Below are 18,140 nucleotides of genomic sequence, written 5' to 3' on the forward strand. Positions count from 1 at the left end.
CCATGACCGAGGGGACCGGCCGCGTCGACCTCGCGTTCACCGTCGAGGACACCGAACGCAGGGTCCGTGTGCCCCCCGGCGTCACCGTCTTCGACGCGGCGTCGTGGAACGGCATCGCCATCGACTCCACCTGCGGCGGCCACGGCACCTGCCACAAGTGCAAGGTGCGCATCGAGGGGCCCTCGCCCATCACGCGGCACGACGTCAAGACCTTCACCCGCGAGCAGCTCGACGCCGGCTGGCGGCTGGCCTGCCTGGTCAACGCCACCCGCGACCTGGCCGTCGACGTACCTCCCCTGACCACCCGTCCCAAGGCCGCGACCGTCGGCGTCGGCCGGCAGGTGATCCTGCGGCCGGCGATCCAGAAGCGGTACGTCGAGCTCGAGGAGCCCACGCTCGCCGACCAGCGCACCGACCTGGCCCGGCTCCTCGACGCGATCGACGACCTCGAGCCGCGCCCGGACCTGCACCTGCTGCGCCGGCTGCCGACCGTGCTGCGGCAGGCCGACTTCAAGGTCACCGCGGTGGTCGTCGACGAGGCGCTGGTCGAGGTGGAGCCGGGCGACACCACGCGCACGGCGTACGCCATCGCCTTCGACCTCGGCACCACCACGGTCGTCGCGACGCTGCTCGACGTCACGACGGGCACGCCGGTCGCGGTGGCGTCGATGCTCAACCGGCAGCAGCCGTTCGGCGGCGACGTGATCACCCGGATCAGCGCCACGATGATGGACCCCGCCGCGCTCGGCCGGCTGCAGGCCGCGGCCCAGGAGACGCTGGCGACGCTGGCCGCGCAGGTGTGCACCGAGGGCGGCGTCGACCCGGCCCACGTCTACGAGGTCGCGATCGCCGGCAACGCCACGATGACCGCGCTCGCGCTCGGGATCGACCCCGAGCCGCTCGGCGTCGCGCCGTTCATCATGTCGACCACCCAGCCGCCCGACCTGCTCGCCGCCGACCTCGGCCTGACGCTGCATCCGCGGGCGCGGGTCACGCTGTTCCCGGCGCTCGGGGCGTACGTCGGCGGCGACATCGTCGCCGGCATGCTCGCGACCGGGATGGACCGCGACAAGCGCACCCGGCTCTTCATCGACGTCGGCACCAACTGCGAGATCGTCGTCAGCGACGGCGACCGGATCCTCTCCACCGCGGCACCGGCCGGCCCGGCGTTCGAGGGCGGCGCGATCCGCTGCGGCATGCGCGCGGCCGACGGCGCCATCGAGGTCGTGAAGCTGACCGACGACGTCGAGCTGGGCGTGATCGGCGACGCCGAGCCGCGCGGTCTCTGCGGCTCGGGTCTGGTCGACGCGGTCGCCGAGCTGGTGAAGGCCGGGCTCCTCGACCCGTCCGGGCGGTACGTCGCCGACGACGTCGCCAAGGAGGTCGCCCCCTCGCTCGCCGACCGGCTCACCTACCTCGGCCAGGAGCGCGTGTTCGTGCTGCACCGGCCGAGCCCGGACGCCGAGCCCGAGGACTGCGTGGTGCTCTCGCAGCGCGACGTACGCGAGCTGCAGTTCGCCAAGGCCGCGATCTCGACCGGCTGGACGCTGCTGCTCGAGGAGCTCGGCCTCGAGCACCGCGACGTGCAGCAGGTGCTGCTCGCCGGGTCGTTCGGCTCCTACCTCTCCGCCGCCTCGGCCGTCCGCATCGGGCTCGTGCCGAAGCTGCCGGTGCTGCGCATCGTCGCCGCCGGCAACGTCGCCGGCGAGGGCGCGAAGATGGCGCTGCTCTCGGTGCGCGAGCGCGCCGGCGCGCAGGCGCTGCTGGAGGAGGTGACCTATGTCGAGCTCTCCGACCGCGCCGACTTCAACGACCGGTTCGTCGACCAGCTCGCGTTCTGACCGCGTCGCACTGATCGCGTGCGGCGCGATCGCCCAGCCCTGCAAGGAGATCGTGGACCGCAACGGCTGGCCGGTCGACGTCCACCCGCTGCCCCCGCTGCTGCACAACCAGCCCCAGCACATCGCGGGAGAGGTACGCCGCCTCGCGGCCGACCTGCGCTCGGCGTACTCCTCCGTCGTGGTCGGCTACGCCGACTGCGGCACCTACGGCGCTCTCGACTCCGTGTGCGAGGAGCTGTCGCTGGAGCGGCTGCCGGGGCTGCACTGCTACGACCTCTACGCCGGTGCGTCGCGGATCGAGGCGCTCTTCGACGAGCAGCCCGGCACCTACCTGCTCACCGACTTCCTGGTGCGATCCTTCGCCCGGACCGTCGAGCAGGAGCTCGGCCTCGACCGGTGGCCGGAGCTGCGCGACGCCTACTTCGGCCACTACACCCGCGTCGTCTGGCTCGCCCAGGCCCCCGACGACGAGCTGCGCCACCTCGCCGCCGAGGCGGCGGAGCGGATCGGGCTCCCGCTGACCGTCGTCGAGACCGGCGATCCTCGCCTGGAGGACGCGCTGCGTCGTACCGTCCTCGGGTGAGCCATCCCGTCGTCCGCCAGACCGTCCTCGACTGCCGCGAGCCGCGCCGGCTCGGCGACTTCTACCGCGACCTGCTCGGCTGGGCCTACCGGCCCGGCGACGAGACCCCGGAGGACGACGAGGACTGGCTGGTGCTCCGGCCGGTCGACGGCCGCTACGGGCTCGCCTTCCAGGGCAACCCGGAGTACGTCTCGCCGGTGTGGACACCCGGGCCCGACCGCCCCGGCGACCAGCAGATGACGATGCACCTCGACCTCACCGTCCCCGACGCCGCGAGCCTCGAGGAGCAGCGCCGCCGGGTGCTCGCCCTCGGCGGCGCCGTCCTCCTCGACCGCACCGACGACGAGGACGAGCCGCTCTACGTGTTCGCCGACCCGTCCGGCCACCCCTTCTGCATCTTCGTGGCGTAGCCCGGCTGCGCCGGGACCGTCGAGACACCCGGAATGGCCCTGATTCGGGCGTTTTGAGGGCAGTTTCTGGTGTCTCGACGGGAAACGACTGCGAAGGCTCAGCGAGCCAGCCGGCCCAGCAGGTCCTGCCGCCACGCCTCGGTCTCGGCGACCTGGTTGAACGTGAAGACGTGCAGCCCCTCCACCAGCGCGGACGGCTCCCCGAGGGTGGGCGCGCACCTCTCCAGGAACTTCTCACCGGTGAAGCCGCCGGGCGCGGCCAGCCGGGCGAAGGTGCCCTTGTGCTTGGCGAGGAACCGGGTGGACTCGCCCACGCCGATCTTGGTCGCCATCGACAGCAGCTTGGCGCGGTCGACCGGGCCGGGGATGCCGAGCAGCAGCGGCATCGTGATGCCGCGCCGCCGCATCCGGTGCACCCAGTCGCGGATCACCGTGGGGTCGAAGGTCAGGTTGCTGACGACGTGCGTGGCGTAGCGGCGCTTGTCCCACATCGACTGCACGGTCAGGTCGTCGTGAATGGTGGGGTGCGACTCCGGGTAGCCGGCGATGCCGACCTGGGCGAACGGCCGGCCGAGGTCCGCGAGATCCTCCAGCAGCGCCAGCGCGTCCGGGTAGTCGCCGGCCGGCTCCGCGTCGCCGCCGGGCACGAAGACCCGGCTGATCCCCTTGCCGGTCAGCCGCGCGCAGATCTCGGCGAGCTCGGCGCGGCCGGTGACCATCCGGGCCGCGACGTGGGGCACCACGGTGTAGCCGTGCCCGGCGAGTCGCTCACTCAGGTCGAACGTCGCCTCGAGCCCCTTGCCGGGCGAGGCGGTCACGGTGATCGCCACGTCCCGCGGCACGTGCGCGAGCACCTTGTCCTCCGTCGATGCCGTGGGCAGCACCTCGTACCGGGCCTGCCCGAGCAGCCGGACCATGGTCTTGGTGGACGACACCTTGTTGCGCATGATGGAACTCGTTTCGTGATGCGCACCGACGAGGGCGAGTCTAGACCTCGGGCTTCCGGATCGTCACCCACGAGATCGCGCCGCCGGCCGCGAGCAGCGCGGCGCAGATCACCACGGCGGAGCGGTACGCCGCGTCGAAGGCCGTCGGGTCGGCGTACTCCTCCCCGGCGAGGCCGACCGCCACCGGCAGCGCGGCGACCGCGAGCAGCGAGCCCGCGCGAGCGACGGCGTTGTTGACGCCGCTCGCGATGCCGGCGTGCTCGTCGGGCGCGGCGGCCAGGACGGTCGCGGTGAGCGGCGCGACCATCAGCGCCAGCCCGAGGCCGAAGACGGTCAGGCCGGGCAGTACGTCGGTCCAGTAGTCCACGTCCTGGCCGACCGCGAGCAGCAGGAGCGTGCCGCCCGCCATCAGCAGCGGCCCGACCGTCATCGGGATCCGGGGGCCGATGCGGGTGCCGAGCTCGCCGCCCCTGGCGGCCAGCAGCAGCATGCAGATCGTGATCGGCAGGGTCGCGATGCCGGCCTCGAGCGCGCCGTACCCGCCGACGGTCTGGAGCTGGAGCACCAGGAAGAAGAGGACGGCGCCGAGCGCGGCATACACGACCAGCGTCATCGCGTTGGCGGCGCTGAAGGTGCGGTCGGCGAAGATGCCCAGTGGCAGCATCGGGTGGTCGCTGCGGCGCTCGTCGACGACGTACCCGGCCGCGGCGAGCACCGTCACGACCAGCGCCCACGGCGCCCAGGCGCCGCCCCACCCGATCAGCGCGTAGGTGAGGCCGCCGAGCGCGAGGGCCGCGCAGGTGGCGCCGACCACGTCGAGCTCGCGCGGAGCGTTGGGGTCGCGGGTCTCGGGCACGGCCCGCTGCGCGACGGCCACGGTGAGTACGGCGATGGGCGGGTTGATCAGGAAGATCCAGCGCCAGTCGGCGTACTGCACCAGCCCGCCGCCGACGAACGGCCCGATCGCCGCGGCGATGCTGCCGAGGCCGGACCAGGCGCCGATCGCCTGCGCGCGGTCCTCGCGGGCGAACGCGCCCTGGATCATCGCCAGGCTGCCCGGGGTGAGCAGCGCGGCGCCGAGGCCCTGGAGGACGCGGGCCGCGATGAGCACCTCGGGGCTGGGCGCGATCCCGCACAGCAGCGAGGCGAGCGCGAACCAGATCGTGCCGACGACGAACATCCGGCGCCGGCCGTAGCGGTCGCCCAGCGAGCCGCCGAGCAGGATCAGGCTGGAGAGCGAGAGCAGGTAGCCGTTCGAGATCCACTGGAGCTCGGCCAGCGACGCGCCGAGGTCCTCGCCGATCGTCCGCAGCGCGACGTTGACGACCGTGCCGTCGAGCATCGTCATGCCCGAGCCGAGGACCGCGGCCAGGACGACGGCCCGCCCGGTCGCCGTACCGAGCCGGACGCCTCCCGCCAATCCGGATCCCTCGGTCACTCCGAAAGAGTAGAGAGTCAGGGACATCCCCGATGAGAGCGACCCCTCCCCCCACCTAGGATTCAGCAATGGCGCAGGCGACCTACTCCGCGGCCAGGCTGGCGGAGCACGTCGACCGGCTCGGGATCGAGCACCCGCCCATCGACCTGGCGAGCGTCGACTACTCCGTACGCCGGCCCGAGGAGCTCGACACCCGCTTCGGCCACGTCCTCGACTACATGGCCCGGGTCGAGCTCGAGGTCGACCGCAACGTCCTCGAGCTCACCACGCTGCTCCCCGACCCGCCCGACATCGACCAGCGGTTCTACGCCGAGGTGTGGCAGCCGCAGGAGACCCGGCACGGTCTGATCCTCGACGAGTTGCAGACCCACCTCGGCCGCCCGAACGCCGACACCGACCTGACCTCGGTCGGCGTGAAGATGAGGATCCTCGGTGCCCTGGCCCACCTCGACGCGTTCCAGGACGTCTGCCGGATGCTCTACTACCTGACCGGCATGGCCACCGAGCGCTCGGCGGTGCTCGCCTACAACCTGCTCTACGACGGTGTCGCGGACCTCGGCGAGGATGCGGTCGCCCAGACGGTGATCGCGCCGATCCGCCGCCAGGAGCCGGGCCACTACGCGTTCTACCAGCTCTCCGCGCGCGGCCTCTGGGCCGAGCTCGCCGGCTGGCAGCGGTGGCTGGTGCGCCGGATGCGCCGCTTCTCCTTCGCCCCCGTCGGCGCCAACGACGACGAGCAGCTGGCCGACTTCGGCGAGGTCATGCGCAGCCTCGGCGTCGACGACACCGACGACTTCGCCGAGCAGATCTCCCGCGTCGAGCGCGACCTGCTCTGGGCCCACCGGTGCGGCCTCCCAGTCCCGCCGTACGTCGCCCGCGTCTTCCGCGAGGCGGTCGAGCTGGCCGAGGCCCGGCGCGCGGGTTAGGGCTGTCGGAATCCCCGGTCAGCCGGGGATCCCTGACGTTGTCAGGGGTTGCAACGCCCGACAACGTCAGGAAGAGCCTGACCAGCTCAGCCGCGCAGCACCCGGGCGGCGACCCAGGCGATGTCGTCGGCGGTCCGTGCCGGCGACGCCGAGGGCTGCATGACGTGGCTGAGCACCACCCGCACCACCATGTCGATGGCGGCGTCGAGGTGCTCGGCGTCCAGCCCGACGGAGTACGGCGCGACGCGCTCGCCCACGACGAGCTTGGCCGCCGCGAGCAGCGACTCGGCGTGCGTGGTCAGCAGCGGCAGCAGCTCGGTGTCGGCGCCGTGCGTGGCGGAGACGACCGCGTGCAGGAGCTTGTTGTCCTGGGCGAGCTCGAGCACCCCGCGCGACGCCGCCCGGATCGCCTCGACCAGGTCGGCGGGCTGCTCGTCGAAGGCCGCGGTCACGACGCCGAGGAAGCGGTCGAGCTCGCCGAGGATCATCGCCTCGGCGAGGCCGGGCTTGGCGCCGACCTCGTTGTAGACGGTCTGCCGACTCACCCCGACCCGGTCGGCGAGGGCGCCCATCGTCACCGCCGACCAGCCGGACTCGGTGGTCATCGCGGCCGCGGCAGCGACGATGCGCGAGTGCATCGTCGGCGCCGGGGTCATGACCGCCAGTCTAGGAATCGCCAGTGTGGGAATCAGGCCACCGCCTCCGTCAGCGGGACGAAGTCGACCTTCTCGCGCACGCCGCAGTCCGGGCAGCACCAGGTGTCGGGGACGTCGGCCCACGCCGTACCGGCGGCGAAGCCCTCGTGCTCGTCGCCCGCCTCGACCCGGTAGGTGTAGCCGCAGCCCGGGCAGCGGGCAGCCAGCACCTCGTCGGCAGCGGTCGAGCCTGTCGAGACCCCCGCAGCCGTGGCCGCTTCCTCGACCACCGGCGGCGGGTACTTCGCCAGGATCCTGTCGCGCTTGCGCGGTGACAGGTTCGCGCGGGACAGGTCGCCGTCGAAGTGCGCGAGCACGCGCGGGTCCATCACCCGGCGCCACACCGCGGGTACGGCGGCGAGCACGATCATCCCGGCGTACCCGGTCGGCAATACCGGCGACTCCTCGAAGTCGCGCAGCGACTGGTAGCGCCGCGTCGGGTTGGCGTGGTGATCGCTGTGCCGCTGGAGGTGGTAGAGCAGCACGTTGGTCGCGATGTTGTTGGAGTTCCACGAGTGCGTGGGGTCGACCCGCTCGTAGCGCTGCCGCTCGCCGACGCCGACCTTCTGCCGGAGCATCCCGTAGTGCTCCATGTAGTTGACGACCTCGAGCAGCGAGAAGCCCACGACCGCCTGGATCACCAGGAACGGCAGGATCTCCACGCCGAGCCAGGCGACCAGCGCGCCCCAGAGCACGAGCGACATCAGCCAGGCGTTGAGGACGTCGTTGCCGAGCCGGAACGGGTGCTGGCTCTTGCGGGCGTAGCGGCGCTTCTCCAGGTTCCACGCAGACTTCAGCGACCCGACGACCGTGCGCGGCCAGAACTGGTAGAAGCTCTCCCCGACCCGCGAGGAGGCCGGGTCCTCGGGCGTCGCGACCCGGACGTGGTGGCCGCGGTTGTGCTCGATGTAGAAGTGTCCGTAGAAGCTCTGCGCCAGGGCGATCTTCGAGAGCCAGCGCTCGTTCTCCTCGCGCTTGTGGCCGAGCTCGTGGGCGGTGTTGATGCCGATGCCGCCGATGCAGCCGATCGAGACCGCCAGCCCGACCTTGTCGATCGTCGACAGGTCCGCGCCGCCGCCGATCAGCCACATGGCGCCGACGAAGCCGGCGTACTGGATCGGCAGGAACAGGTAGGTGATCCACCGGTAGTAGCGGTCCCGCTCGAGCGCCTCGATCACGTCGTCGGGCGGGTTCGAGCGGTCCAGCCCCGCGATCAGGTCGATCGCCGGGACCACGACGAGGATCACGAACGGGCCGATCCAGAACCAGACGCCCCACCCGGTCAGCGCCCAGGCGCCGTACCCGATGAAGGCCAGCGACGGCACCACCAGGCCGATCAGCCAGAGGTGGCGCTTGCGGTCCTTCCAGGTCTCGGTCGACCCGGTCGGGACGGTGCTGTGTGCGATCTCGGACATCCCCATGCCTCCATCGGCGACGACGGTCACTGCTTGACAGCACCGTAGGAAATGTCAAGCCGTTTGACAAGAGGGAGACAGATGTAAAGTCAGGCGTTCTCCTTCCGGAACGTCGCCGTGCCCCACCACGCGCCGAGGGCGGCGAGGGCGACGGCCCAGACCGAGCCCCACAGCACCGCGGACGTGCCGAACTCGCCGGCGAAGGAGTCGCGGACCGCGTCGACGATGTAGCGGAACGGCATGAAGTCGCTGATGCCCCGCAGCCACGACGGGCCGATCGTCATCGGCAGCAGGATGCCGCTGAGCAGCAGCACCGGCATCATCACGATGTTGATCACCGGCGCCATCACGTCCTCGCTCTTGGTGGTGAGCGCGAGCGCGTTGGAGGCGGCCGCGCAGGCGGCGCCGACGACGAGGGTGATCACGATGCCGAGCACGACGCCGGCCACCGGCCCCCGCATGCCCATCAGGTAGCCGAGCCCGACCAGGATCAGCGCCTGGACGGCGAGCTGCGCGACGTCGCGCAGCAGCCGGCCGCACAGCAGCGCGGACCGGTTGGCCGGGGTGACCCGCTCGGCCTCGATCACGCCCTCGCGCCACTCGCCGATCAGGCCGAACCCGGCGAAGAACGCGCCGAACATGCCCAGCTGCACCAGCAGGCCGGGCACCAGGAACGTGTAGGCGTTGTCGGTGCTGACCCCGAACGAGCTCACCAGCGGCTCGAGCAGCGGCCCGAACAGCAGCAGGTAGAGCACCGGCTGCATGATCCCGATCAGGACCCAGGCGGGGTTGCGCAGGTTCATCCGGATCTGGCGCCGGAAGACGATATTGCTCTCGCGGGCGAAGCTCATGCCGGGATCTCCTCCTTCTCGTCGACCGCATCCTCCGCGTCGCGCAGGGACCGGCCGGTGAGGGTCAGGAACACGTCGTCGAGCGTCGGGCGCACGACCTCGATCGAGTCGAGCGCGACACCGGCCGACTCCAGGTCGCGGAGCAGGCCGGGTACGACGCGGCCACCCCGCTGCACCCGACCGCGGACCCGGTGGCCGTCGACCTCGACGCCCTCGGCGACCGCGCCGAGCCGCCCAGCGGCGATGGACACCTGCTCGTCCGCGGCGACCTCGAGGGTCACCAGGTCGCCCGCGACCTGGGCCTTGAGATTGTCGGCGGTGTCGGAGGCGACGATCCGGCCCTGGTCGATGATGAGGATCCGGTCCGCGAGCGCGTCCGCCTCGTCGAGGTAGTGGGTGGTGAGGAAGACGGTCGCGCCGTGCTGCGAGCGCAGCCCCTCGATGTGCTCCCACAGGTTGGCCCGGGCCTGCGGGTCCAGGCCGGTGGTCGGCTCGTCGAGGAAGACCAGCGTCGGGTCGTGGATCAGCCCCATCACCACGTCGAGGCGGCGCTTCTGGCCGCCGGACATGTTCTTCGGCATCCGGGTCCACAGCCCGTCGAGCTGGAGCCGCTCGAACAGCTCCTGCCCGCGGCGTACGGCGTCCGCGCGGCTCATCCCGTAGAGCATCCCGTGGTCGACGACCTCGTCTCCGGCGTACGCACCGGAGAAGGTGGAGCCGACCTGGGAGACGTAGCCGATGCTGCGGCGCACCTGCACCGGCTGCGCGACGACGTCGTACCCCGCGACCGTGGCGGTGCCGGCCGTCGGCCTGAGCAGCGTGGTCAGCATCCGCAGCGTGGTGGTCTTGCCGGCGCCGTTGGGGCCGAGGAAGCCGACCACCTCGCCCTCCGCGACGTGGAGGTCCACGCCGTCGACGGCGCGCACCTCCTTGGCCTTCCTCCCGCGTCCCGTCCGGAACGTCTGCACGAGTCCCCGTGCCTCGATCATCAGCACTCTCCAGTGTGTTCAAGTTTGAATAGTTGGAGTGTTCAACATCGAACAGCACGGGTCAAGCCCGCCGGAGCAGCGCGCCACGGCTACCGGCCGAGAAGCGCGCGATACCTCTCGCGGTCGGCGTTCATCTGCCACCCGGGGTCGTCGGCGGGCGGGGTCCACGAGCCGTCGTCGTACGACGTGGTGAGGCTGCCGTCCTGGAGGTCCTGGATGGTCTCGCGCAACCAGGCGAGCTCGGCCACGGCGAGGTCGAGCCAGAGCAGCATGGTGCGGGTCGCGTGCGGCGGCGCCGTGCCGGTCTCGGCCTCCGCGAACTCCGCGACGGCCCGCTCCAGCCCCACCCGGCGCCTCGTCAGGCTGCGGACCACGCGCTTGCGGTCGAGCAACGGGAGCATCGAGAACGCGACGTTGAACGCCGTGCGCTCGTAGGGGTTCACGGTCTCCAGCGCCTCGACCATCATCCGGTCCAGCTCGGCCCGCCCGTCGGCGGTGAGCTCGTAGACCGCGACGTCGCGGCCGGCGTCGGTGAGGTCGTGCCGGACCAGGTGCCCCTGGGCGGCCAGCGAGGCGAGCCCGTGGTAGATCGAGCCCGGGTTGGTGTGCGCCCAGCGGTCGACGTGCCACGACAGCAGCTCGCGCCGGATCTGGTAGCCGTTGACCGGCTCGAAGAGCGCGACCGCCCCCAGGAGCAGCATGCGGGTCTCCTGGCCGGCCATGCGGGGAGTCTAGGGTCGGCGCATGCAGCCGTTCGGGATCGACTTCGGGGGCACCGGGATCAAGGGCGCGCCGGTCGACCTCGAGGCCGGCGACTTCGCCGCCGAGCGAGTCCGCGTCCGCACGCCCGAGGAGTCCACCCCCGAGAACGTCGCCCGCGTCTTCGTCGAGCTGCTCGCGCAGTTCCCCGAGTGCACGGGCGCGGTCGGCGTGACCGTGCCGGCTCCCGTGCGCCACGGCGTTGCACTCTCGGCCGCCAACATCGACCCGTCCTGGAAGGGCACGGACGCGGACGCGCTGCTGACCGAGGCGACCGGCCGCGAGGTGCACGTCGTCAACGACGCCGACGCCGCCGGCCTCGCCGAGGTGCGGTACGGCGCGGCGCGCGGCCGGTCGGGACTGGTGATCGTCACGACGCTGGGCACCGGCATCGGCTCGGCGCTCGTGCACGACGGCGTACTCGTCCCGAACGCCGAGCTCGGCCACCTCGAGATCGACGGCCACGACGCCGAGTCGCGCGCGGCCAACAGCGCCCGCGAGCGCGAGGACCTGTCGTGGGCGGAGTGGGCGAAGCGGCTGACCCGCTACTACCGGACGCTGGAGATGCTGTTCTCCCCCGAGCTGTTCGTGGTCGGCGGCGGGGTCAGCAAGTACGCCGACGAGTTCCTCCCGCTGCTCGACCTCGACACCGAGATGGTCCCGGCCACCCTGCGCAACCGGGCCGGCGTGGTCGGCGCCGCGCTCTACGCCGCCGAGGGCGGCGGGTAGGGCGAGGTTTCGGCTGCCAGCAGCCGAAACCTCAGCCCTCCCCCCGCACAGCCGCCGCCACCGCCTTGGGGACGTCGGGGTGGAAGACGGTGGGGATGATGAAGTTCGGGTTGAGCTCCTCGTCCTTCACCACGTGCGCGATCGCGGAGGCGGCGCGGAGCAGCATGTCGATGGTGACCTCCGAGGCCCGGGCGTCGAGGAGCCCGCGGAAGACGCCGGGGAAGGCGAGCACGTTGTTGATCTGGTTGGGGTAGTCCGACCGGCCGCTCGCCACGACCGCGGCGTACTTGTCCGCCTCGGCCGGGTCGACCTCGGGGTCGGGGTTGGCGAGGGCGAACACGACCGCGTCGGGCGCCATGTCCTCGATCCACTCCGCCCGGAGTACGCCGGGCGCGCTGACGCCGATGAAGACGTCGGCGCCCGCCAGCACGGTCCGCAGGTCGCCGCGGACGCGACGCGGGTTGGTCACCGACGCGAGTTCGGCATGGGCGGGCGAGAGCGAGTCGTCGGCCGAGAGCGCGCCCGCGCGGTCGACGACCACCACGTCGGTGACGCCGGCGGCGAGGAGCAGCGTGACGATCGCCGTACCGGCAGCGCCACCGCCGGAGACCACGACCCGGACGGCCGGCAGCGACTTCTTCACCACGCGCAGCGCATTGGTCAGCGCGGCGAGCACCACGATCGCGGTGCCGTGCTGGTCGTCGTGGAAGACCGGGATGTCGAGCGACTCGCGCAGCCGGCGCTCGATCTCGAAGCAGCGCGGGGCGGCGATGTCCTCGAGGTTGATGCCGCCGAAGCCGGGGGCGATCATCTCGACCGCGCGCACGATCTCGTCGGTGTCCTGCGAGGCCAGGCAGATCGGCCAGGCGTCGATCCCGGCGAACCGCTTGAACAGCGCGGCCTTGCCCTCCATCACCGGCAGCGCCGCGCCGGGACCGATGTTGCCCAGGCCGAGCACGGCCGAGCCGTCGGTGACGACCGCGACCGAGTTGCCCTTCACGGTCAGCCGCGGGACGTCCTCGGGGTTGTCGGCGAGCGCCTGCGACACCCGGCCGACGCCGGGGGTGTAGGCCATCGACAGGTCGTCGCGGTTGCGCAGCGGGACCTTCGACGTCACCTCGATCTTGCCGCCGATGTGGAGCAGGAAGGTCCGGTCGCTGACCTTGTAGACCTCGACGCCGCCGACCGCGTCCACCGCCTGCTCCAGCACGGAGGCGTGTGCGGCGTCGGCCGCCGAGCAGGTCACGTCGACGACCAGCCGCTCGTGGCTGGACTCCGCGACGTCGATCGCGGTCACGATGCCGCCGGCCCGCGCGATCGCGGTCGCCACCGCCCCGACCACGCCGTGGTCGGGGGCCGTGTGCAGGCGCATGGTGATGGAGTACGACGAGGTGGTGGCGGCCATGGGGACGACCCTCTCATGGTCATCCTGCCCTACCGACTCGGCAAGACCGCCTACCGCGGTCGTCGTCGCCCGCCTGACCGTGCTCATCGCGCTGCTGGTCGCGCTCACCCTGCTGCCGGCGGTGCTCGGCATGCTGAGGTCGGAGGACTCACGGGTCTGAGCCCCACCCGACCCACGGAATCGGGTGGGTGCGCCGGCCGCCGCGAAGCGGAAGGATGTGCGCCATGAGCACCTCTCCCGTCACCGTCAAGAGCCTCGCCGAGCACTGGGGACTCGTGCTCGCCTACGGGCTGATCACCCTCGGGCTCGGCGTCGCGCTGATCGTCTGGCCCGACGTCTCGCTCGCCGCGTTCGCCGTGTTCCTCGCGATCCAGCTGGTCGTCGCCGGCGTCGTCCGCATCGTGCAGGCGCTCTCCGGCGACGGCCTCCGGCCACTGGTCGGCCTCTCCGGCGGCCTCGCGCTGATCGTCGGCCTGCTGGTCCTCCGCGACCCGCTCCAGTCGGTGCTGGTGCTGACGATGGTCCTCGGCGCCTTCTGGGTGATCGCCGGCGTCGTCGACGTCCTCGGCGCGTTCGTCGGGGCGGACCGCGCGGACCGCGGCTGGGAGGTCCTCGCCGGCGTCCTCAGCATCGCGGTCGGCGCGGTTCTCCTCGTCTACACCGACTTCTCGGTGAGGGTGCTGGTCGTGGTCACCTCGCTGTGGCTGATCCTGGCCGGCGCGATCGCCACCTGGGCGGCGTACCGGCTGCGGGCCACCAGGATCGGGGCCGGCGTCCCGCGATGAGCGAGGTCGAGCGCCTGGAGGCGGACCTGCCCGGGCGCCGACGCGGCCGGTGGCGCCCGGCCGTCGTCACCCTCCTCGTCGTCGTGATCGCGGTCCTCACGCCGCTCGGCGTGCTCGCCCGCTGGATGCACGACGAGGTCGCCGACACCGAGCGGTACGTCGAATCCGTGGCGCCGCTCGCGAGCGACCCGGCCATCCAGGCGGCCGTGACCGACCGGATCACCGCCGAGATCACCTCCCGGCTGCGGATCCAGGCCGTGACCGAGGACGCCGTCGACGCGCTCGCGGACCGTGGACTCCCACCGCTCGCGGCCAGCAGCCTGAGCGCGCTCAGCGGCCCGCTCGCCGACTCGGTCGAGGGGTTCGTCCGCGACCAGGTCGCCGAGATGGTCGCCTCCGACCGGTTCCGGACGGCGTGGGAGGAGGCGAACCGTCAGGCGCACACCCAGCTGGTCGCCGTCCTCACCGGCGAGGACACCGACCTGGTGCAGGTCGGCGACGACGCGGTGAGCGTCGACCTCGCCCCGGTGGTCGACGCGGTGAAGCAGCGCCTGATCGACCGCGGGTTCACGCTCGCCGAGCGGCTGCGGGCGGTCGAGGCGCGGTTCACGATCTTCCGGTCCGAGGACATCACCCAGGCGCAGAGCGCGTTCCGGCTGCTGAGCACCCTCAACACGGTGCTCCCGGTCCTCGTCCTCGTCCTGCTCGCGCTCGCGGTGGCGATCGCCCGGCGGCGCCGGCGCGCGGTGATCGCCGCGATGCTCGCGATCGCGGCGTCCATGCTGCTACTGGGCGTCGCGCTCAACGCGTTCCGCGCGGTCTACCTCGACGCCCTGCCCTCCGACCTCCCCGTGGACGCGGCCGCCGCGGTCTACGACACGCTGGTCCGGTTCATCCGGGTCGGCCTGCGCGCGGTCCTCGCCCTCGCGCTCGCGGTGGCGTTCGTGGCCTGGGTCTCCGGCCCGGGTACGGCGCCGGTGGCGCTGCGGCGCGGCACCGGTGGCGCCGTCGGCTGGGTGCGCTCCGGCGGCGAGCGCGCCGGGCTGGACACCGGCCGGTTCGGCGAGCTCCTCGGCACCTACCGGGCGGCGATCCGCGGCGCGGTGCTCGGCCTGGCGCTGCTGCTCTACGCGATGGCCGACCACCCGAGCGCCGGGTTCACCGTCACGCTCCTGGGGGTGGCTGCAGTCCTCCTGCTGATCGTCGAGCTGCTGTCCCGCACGGCGCCGGCGCCTCCGTCGTCCTGACGACGCGGAGCACAGCGGCTCAGTGACGGACGCAGCGGAAGCCGAGGTGAGACGTGCTGTCGTTGACGCCGTTGCCCTGCCGGGCCGCCGGGCGGTAGCGCTGGCAGTACTCCGGGGAGCACAGGTGCGAGCCGCCCTTGCTCACCATCCGGTCGGTCTCGACCAGCCGGGCGGCGCCGCCGCAGCACGGCGAGACCTCCTCGCCGGCCACGCCGGCGCCTCCGGAGTGGTCGGGCGTCCAGCGGGTGCGGGTCCACTCCCAGACGTTGCCGATCAGGTCGAGGAGCCCATAGCCGTTGGCGGGGTAGCTGCCGACCGGCGAGGTCCGGTGGTGTCCGCGCTCGTCGTCGCTGCGCCACGGGAACGGGCCCTGCCAGGTGTTGGCCAGCACCGCGCCGCCGGGCGACAGCTCGTCGCCCCAGGCATAGTCCAAGCCCTGCAGACCGCCGCGGGCGGCGTACTCCCACTCGGCCTCGGTGGGCAGCTCCTTGCCCGCCCAGCGGGCGTACGCCGAGGCGTCGGCCCAGGCGACGTGCACGACCGGGTGGTCGCGGAGCTGCTCCCAGCCCGGGCCGTCCGGCCCCTCGGGCGCGCGCCAGCACGCGTCCGGCTGCCAGCGCCACCACCGGGTCCAGTCGCCGAGGCGCACCGGCCGGTCGGTCTGCGTGAAGACCTGCGAGCCGGCCACCAGCAGCGCCGGGTCGGCGCCCGGGAAGTCGGCCGGGTCGGGCGCGACCTCCGCCACCGTGACGTGCCCGGTCGCCTCGACGAACGCGGCGAACTCCGCGTTCGTGACCGGGTGCTCGTCCCACCACACGTCGCCGACCTCGACGTCGCGCGCCGGCCGCTCCTCCGGGTAGTGGCGGTCGCTGCCGATCCTGGTCGTCCCGCCGGGCACCAACACGCTCACGGGTCGTTCCTGCCACCCGCCCGAGGTGCTGCCAGCCGCACCGCGAGCACGGTCGTGTCGTCGGTGGGCACGTCCGGGTGGATCCGGAGCAGGCCGTCGACCCACGCGTCGAGCGAGCCGCCGGGGTGGGTGCGGCCGGCCAGGTCGCGCAGCAGCGCCACCCGCTCGGCCAGGTCGGTGCCGCGCTCCTCGATCAGGCCGTCGGTGTAGACGAGCAGCGTGCCGCCCGGCTCGAGCGTCAGCTCGGTCGAGGTGGCGGTGCCGGCGCCCAGGCCGAGCAGCGGACGCGGTACGACGCCGACCTCGACGGCCGCACCGTCGCGGACCAGCAGCGGGGCCGGGTGCCCGGCGCTCGCGACCCGGCACCGCCCGGTGGCCGGGTCGAGGACGGCGGCGATCGCGGTCGCGACCCGCTGGTCGAGCAGCCCGTCCATCAGCAGGTCGAGCCGGTCCAGGCACAGCGCGGGGTCGTGGCCCTCGAAGAGGTAGGCCCGCAGCGCGATCCGCAGCTGGGTCATCGCCGACGCCGCCGAGACGCCGTGGCCGGCGACGTCGCCGACCGCGAGCGCGATCAGCCCGCCGGGCAGCTCGATCGCGTCCCACCAGTCGCCGCCGAGCTGGTAGGTCGTCGCAGGCTGGTAGCGCGCCGCGATCTCGATCCCGGCGAACTGCGGTGCCCGGTCGAGCACCACGCTGCGCTGCAGCGACTCGGCCATCGCGATCTGCTCGCGCGAGCGGCTCAGGAGTACGCCGATCATGTGCTTGCCGAGGGTGTCGGCGGCCTCGACCTGCCACGACGTCCACGGCAGGCTGCGACCGCGGACCACCTGGCGCCACTTCTCGAAGGACTTGCGCGGGCTGAGCCGCACCTCGGGGCCCTCGCTGGCGGCGATCTGCTTGTTGGTCGGGTCGCCACCCCAGTCGACGACCTGCTCCTGCTCCGGCCGCAGCCACAGCAGCCAGCGGTCCGGGGCCGAGCCGATCCGCAGCGCACCGGCCGCCTCCGGCGTACTCGCCTCGGGGACCAGGTCCGCGACGTGGTCGGTCTGGGTGGCGTAGCTCAGCGGCGACTCGAGCTCGGCCGCGAGCCGCCGCAGCGCCGCCTCGGCCGGCACGGTGCCGCGGGTGGTCAGGACGCCGTCGTAGCAGAGCGCGGCGCCGTGGGCGTCGAGCAGCGTCAGCAGGTCGGGGTCGTCCATGAGGGTCTGGAGCGGCGGGTCGGTGGCCGCCGAGACCCGCGCCATCACGCCGGTCACCGCGGCCTGCGTCGCCAAGGCGGCCTCGCGGGCGTCGGCGCGCTCGCGCTCGACGACGACCTGCGAGGCGACCTGGCCCAGGAACTCGGCCGCCGCCCGGGCGTCCTGGCTGGGGCGGTGCGGGCCGGAGTAGTGGTGGCAGGCGACCAGGCCCCACAGCCTCTCGTCGACCACCAGCGAGACCGACATGGAGGCGGTGACGCCCATGTTGGAGAGGTACTCGACGTGGATCGGCGAGACGCTGCGCAGCGTCGAGAACGACAGGTCCAGCGGCTCCCCGCTGCCGGGGTCGGACACCGGGTGCAGCGGCACCGGGGTGTAGCCGATGTCGGCGATCAGCCGGGTCCAGTTCACGGTGTAGAGCCGCCGGGCCTGGGCGGGGATGTCGGATGCCGGGTAGTGCAGCCCGAGGAACGGGTTGAGGTCGTCGCGCCGCTCCTCGGCGATCACCTCGCCGTTCCAGTCGGCGTCGAAGCGGTAGACCATCACCCGGTCGAATCCGGTCAGTGCCCGCACCTCGCGGGCGAGGCTGCCGGCGAGCTCCTCGACCGAGCCGGCGCTGGCCAGCCGGGCCATCGCGCCGCGGGCGCTCTGGTAGGTCAGCGCCTCCCGGTCGCCGCTCCCCACGGGCTCGAGCTCGACGATCGTCCGCGCACCCGACTCGTGGACGCGGACGTCCACCTCGACCCCGCCCACGACGACCGGACCGTTGCCGGGTACGGCGGCCGCGGGCTCGGCCCCGATCAGCTCGGCGAGCGATCGGCCGAGGGCCTCGTGCGAAGGGACGCCGAGCAGCTCGCCGCAGTTCGCCGACACCACCCGGGCCCGGCCCTCGGTGTCCAGCGCGATCAGCACCCCGTGCGGCTGGATCGCGCCGGGGACATGGATCGGCTCGCGGTCGCAGGTGGTGAGGTCGACCTCGCCGTACGACGGCGTGTGGGCCGACCTCTCCAC

Annotated in this window: 18 protein-coding genes; 8 read left to right on the forward strand and 10 right to left on the reverse strand. The window is 72.7% G+C overall.

Going from position 1 to position 18,140, the window contains the following annotated elements; translation table 11 throughout:
- Positions 1 to 2 precede the first annotated feature (2 nt).
- Genes ACYVKX_RS05915 through ACYVKX_RS05925 form a run of 3 tightly spaced genes read left to right on the forward strand, consistent with a single transcriptional unit; the run spans position 3 to position 2,834 of the window.
- Positions 3 to 1,841 carry an ASKHA domain-containing protein gene (locus ACYVKX_RS05915; RefSeq protein ID WP_460829816.1) on the forward strand — a complete coding sequence of 613 codons (1,839 nt, stop codon included), beginning with the start codon at positions 3 to 5 and terminating at the stop codon, positions 1,839 to 1,841.
- Entirely contained in the window at positions 1,780 to 2,424 is a 645-nt protein-coding gene (locus tag ACYVKX_RS05920; protein ID WP_460829818.1) for a DUF1638 domain-containing protein, read from the forward strand. The genes ACYVKX_RS05915 and ACYVKX_RS05920 overlap by 62 nt, the downstream gene beginning before the upstream one ends.
- Positions 2,421 to 2,834 carry a VOC family protein gene (locus ACYVKX_RS05925; protein WP_460829819.1) on the forward strand — a complete coding sequence of 138 codons (414 nt, stop codon included), beginning with the start codon at positions 2,421 to 2,423 and terminating at the stop codon, positions 2,832 to 2,834. The genes ACYVKX_RS05920 and ACYVKX_RS05925 overlap by 4 nt, the downstream gene beginning before the upstream one ends.
- Before the next feature lie 98 nt (positions 2,835 to 2,932).
- Here ACYVKX_RS05925 and ACYVKX_RS05930 read toward each other — a convergent pair whose 3' ends face one another.
- Together ACYVKX_RS05930 and ACYVKX_RS05935 are read right to left on the reverse strand one after the other, a co-directional pair.
- Entirely contained in the window at positions 2,933 to 3,781 is an 849-nt protein-coding gene (locus ACYVKX_RS05930; RefSeq protein ID WP_460829820.1) for a methylenetetrahydrofolate reductase, read from the reverse strand.
- Between the two features lie 40 nt (positions 3,782 to 3,821).
- Positions 3,822 to 5,219 (reverse strand): MFS transporter, encoded by a 1,398-nt coding sequence (locus ACYVKX_RS05935; protein ID WP_460829821.1) that lies wholly within the window; start codon positions 5,217 to 5,219, stop codon positions 3,822 to 3,824.
- A 68-nt stretch (positions 5,220 to 5,287) separates the two neighbouring features.
- Here ACYVKX_RS05935 and ACYVKX_RS05940 point away from each other — a divergent pair, with 68 nt between their 5' ends.
- The gene (locus ACYVKX_RS05940) at positions 5,288 to 6,145 is read left to right on the forward strand and encodes a GTP-binding protein LepA (RefSeq protein ID WP_460829822.1); all 858 of its coding nucleotides are present in this window, start codon (positions 5,288 to 5,290) and stop codon (positions 6,143 to 6,145) included.
- 86 nt (positions 6,146 to 6,231) lie between these two features.
- On the opposite strand, the gene ACYVKX_RS05945 is transcribed toward ACYVKX_RS05940, so the two are convergent.
- The 5 genes from ACYVKX_RS05945 to ACYVKX_RS05965 form a co-directional block, all read right to left on the reverse strand.
- On the reverse strand, positions 6,232 to 6,801 hold the full coding sequence (locus ACYVKX_RS05945) for a TetR family transcriptional regulator (RefSeq protein ID WP_460829823.1): 570 nt from the start codon (positions 6,799 to 6,801) through the stop codon (positions 6,232 to 6,234).
- 32 nt (positions 6,802 to 6,833) lie between these two features.
- Positions 6,834 to 8,255, reverse strand: coding sequence for a fatty acid desaturase (locus ACYVKX_RS05950; RefSeq protein WP_460829824.1), 1,422 nt, complete (start codon positions 8,253 to 8,255; stop codon positions 6,834 to 6,836).
- A gap of 89 nt (positions 8,256 to 8,344) precedes the next feature.
- Positions 8,345 to 9,106, reverse strand: coding sequence for an ABC transporter permease (locus ACYVKX_RS05955; protein WP_460829825.1), 762 nt, complete (start codon positions 9,104 to 9,106; stop codon positions 8,345 to 8,347).
- Positions 9,103 to 10,095, reverse strand: coding sequence for an ATP-binding cassette domain-containing protein (locus ACYVKX_RS05960; RefSeq protein ID WP_460829826.1), 993 nt, complete (start codon positions 10,093 to 10,095; stop codon positions 9,103 to 9,105). The genes ACYVKX_RS05955 and ACYVKX_RS05960 overlap by 4 nt, the downstream gene beginning before the upstream one ends.
- Before the next feature lie 89 nt (positions 10,096 to 10,184).
- Positions 10,185 to 10,817: a PadR family transcriptional regulator gene (locus tag ACYVKX_RS05965; RefSeq protein ID WP_460829827.1), complete on the reverse strand. Its 633-nt coding sequence runs from the start codon at positions 10,815 to 10,817 to the stop codon at positions 10,185 to 10,187.
- A 22-nt stretch (positions 10,818 to 10,839) separates the two neighbouring features.
- Between ACYVKX_RS05965 and ppgK the strand changes: the two genes are divergently transcribed.
- On the forward strand, positions 10,840 to 11,583 hold the full coding sequence (ppgK, locus tag ACYVKX_RS05970) for a polyphosphate--glucose phosphotransferase (protein WP_460829828.1): 744 nt from the start codon (positions 10,840 to 10,842) through the stop codon (positions 11,581 to 11,583).
- Positions 11,584 to 11,614: 31 nt separating this feature from the next.
- Here ppgK and ACYVKX_RS05975 read toward each other — a convergent pair whose 3' ends face one another.
- Positions 11,615 to 12,988 (reverse strand): malic enzyme-like NAD(P)-binding protein, encoded by a 1,374-nt coding sequence (locus ACYVKX_RS05975; RefSeq protein ID WP_460829829.1) that lies wholly within the window; start codon positions 12,986 to 12,988, stop codon positions 11,615 to 11,617.
- On the opposite strand from ACYVKX_RS05975, the gene ACYVKX_RS05980 reads away from it, so the two are divergent.
- From ACYVKX_RS05980 to ACYVKX_RS05990, 3 genes are all read left to right on the forward strand, one after another.
- Positions 12,987 to 13,148 carry a hypothetical protein gene (locus tag ACYVKX_RS05980; protein ID WP_460829830.1) on the forward strand — a complete coding sequence of 54 codons (162 nt, stop codon included), beginning with the start codon at positions 12,987 to 12,989 and terminating at the stop codon, positions 13,146 to 13,148. The two genes, ACYVKX_RS05975 and ACYVKX_RS05980, sit on opposite strands and share 2 nt — an antisense overlap.
- Positions 13,149 to 13,212: 64 nt before the next feature.
- Positions 13,213 to 13,773 (forward strand): HdeD family acid-resistance protein, encoded by a 561-nt coding sequence (locus ACYVKX_RS05985; RefSeq protein WP_460829831.1) that lies wholly within the window; start codon positions 13,213 to 13,215, stop codon positions 13,771 to 13,773.
- Positions 13,770 to 15,020, forward strand: a complete 1,251-nt coding sequence (locus ACYVKX_RS05990) for a hypothetical protein (protein ID WP_460829832.1) — start codon at positions 13,770 to 13,772, stop codon at positions 15,018 to 15,020. Before ACYVKX_RS05985 ends, ACYVKX_RS05990 begins: the two co-directional genes overlap by 4 nt.
- A 19-nt stretch (positions 15,021 to 15,039) precedes the next feature.
- On the opposite strand, the gene ACYVKX_RS05995 is transcribed toward ACYVKX_RS05990, so the two are convergent.
- Together ACYVKX_RS05995 and ACYVKX_RS06000 are read right to left on the reverse strand one after the other, a co-directional pair.
- Positions 15,040 to 15,930: a formylglycine-generating enzyme family protein gene (locus ACYVKX_RS05995; RefSeq protein ID WP_460829833.1), complete on the reverse strand. Its 891-nt coding sequence runs from the start codon at positions 15,928 to 15,930 to the stop codon at positions 15,040 to 15,042.
- Positions 15,927 to 18,140 (reverse strand): SpoIIE family protein phosphatase, encoded by a 2,214-nt coding sequence (locus tag ACYVKX_RS06000; RefSeq protein ID WP_460829834.1) that lies wholly within the window; start codon positions 18,138 to 18,140, stop codon positions 15,927 to 15,929. The genes ACYVKX_RS05995 and ACYVKX_RS06000 overlap by 4 nt, the downstream gene beginning before the upstream one ends.

It is taken from the genome of Nocardioides hungaricus (assembly GCF_054782915.1).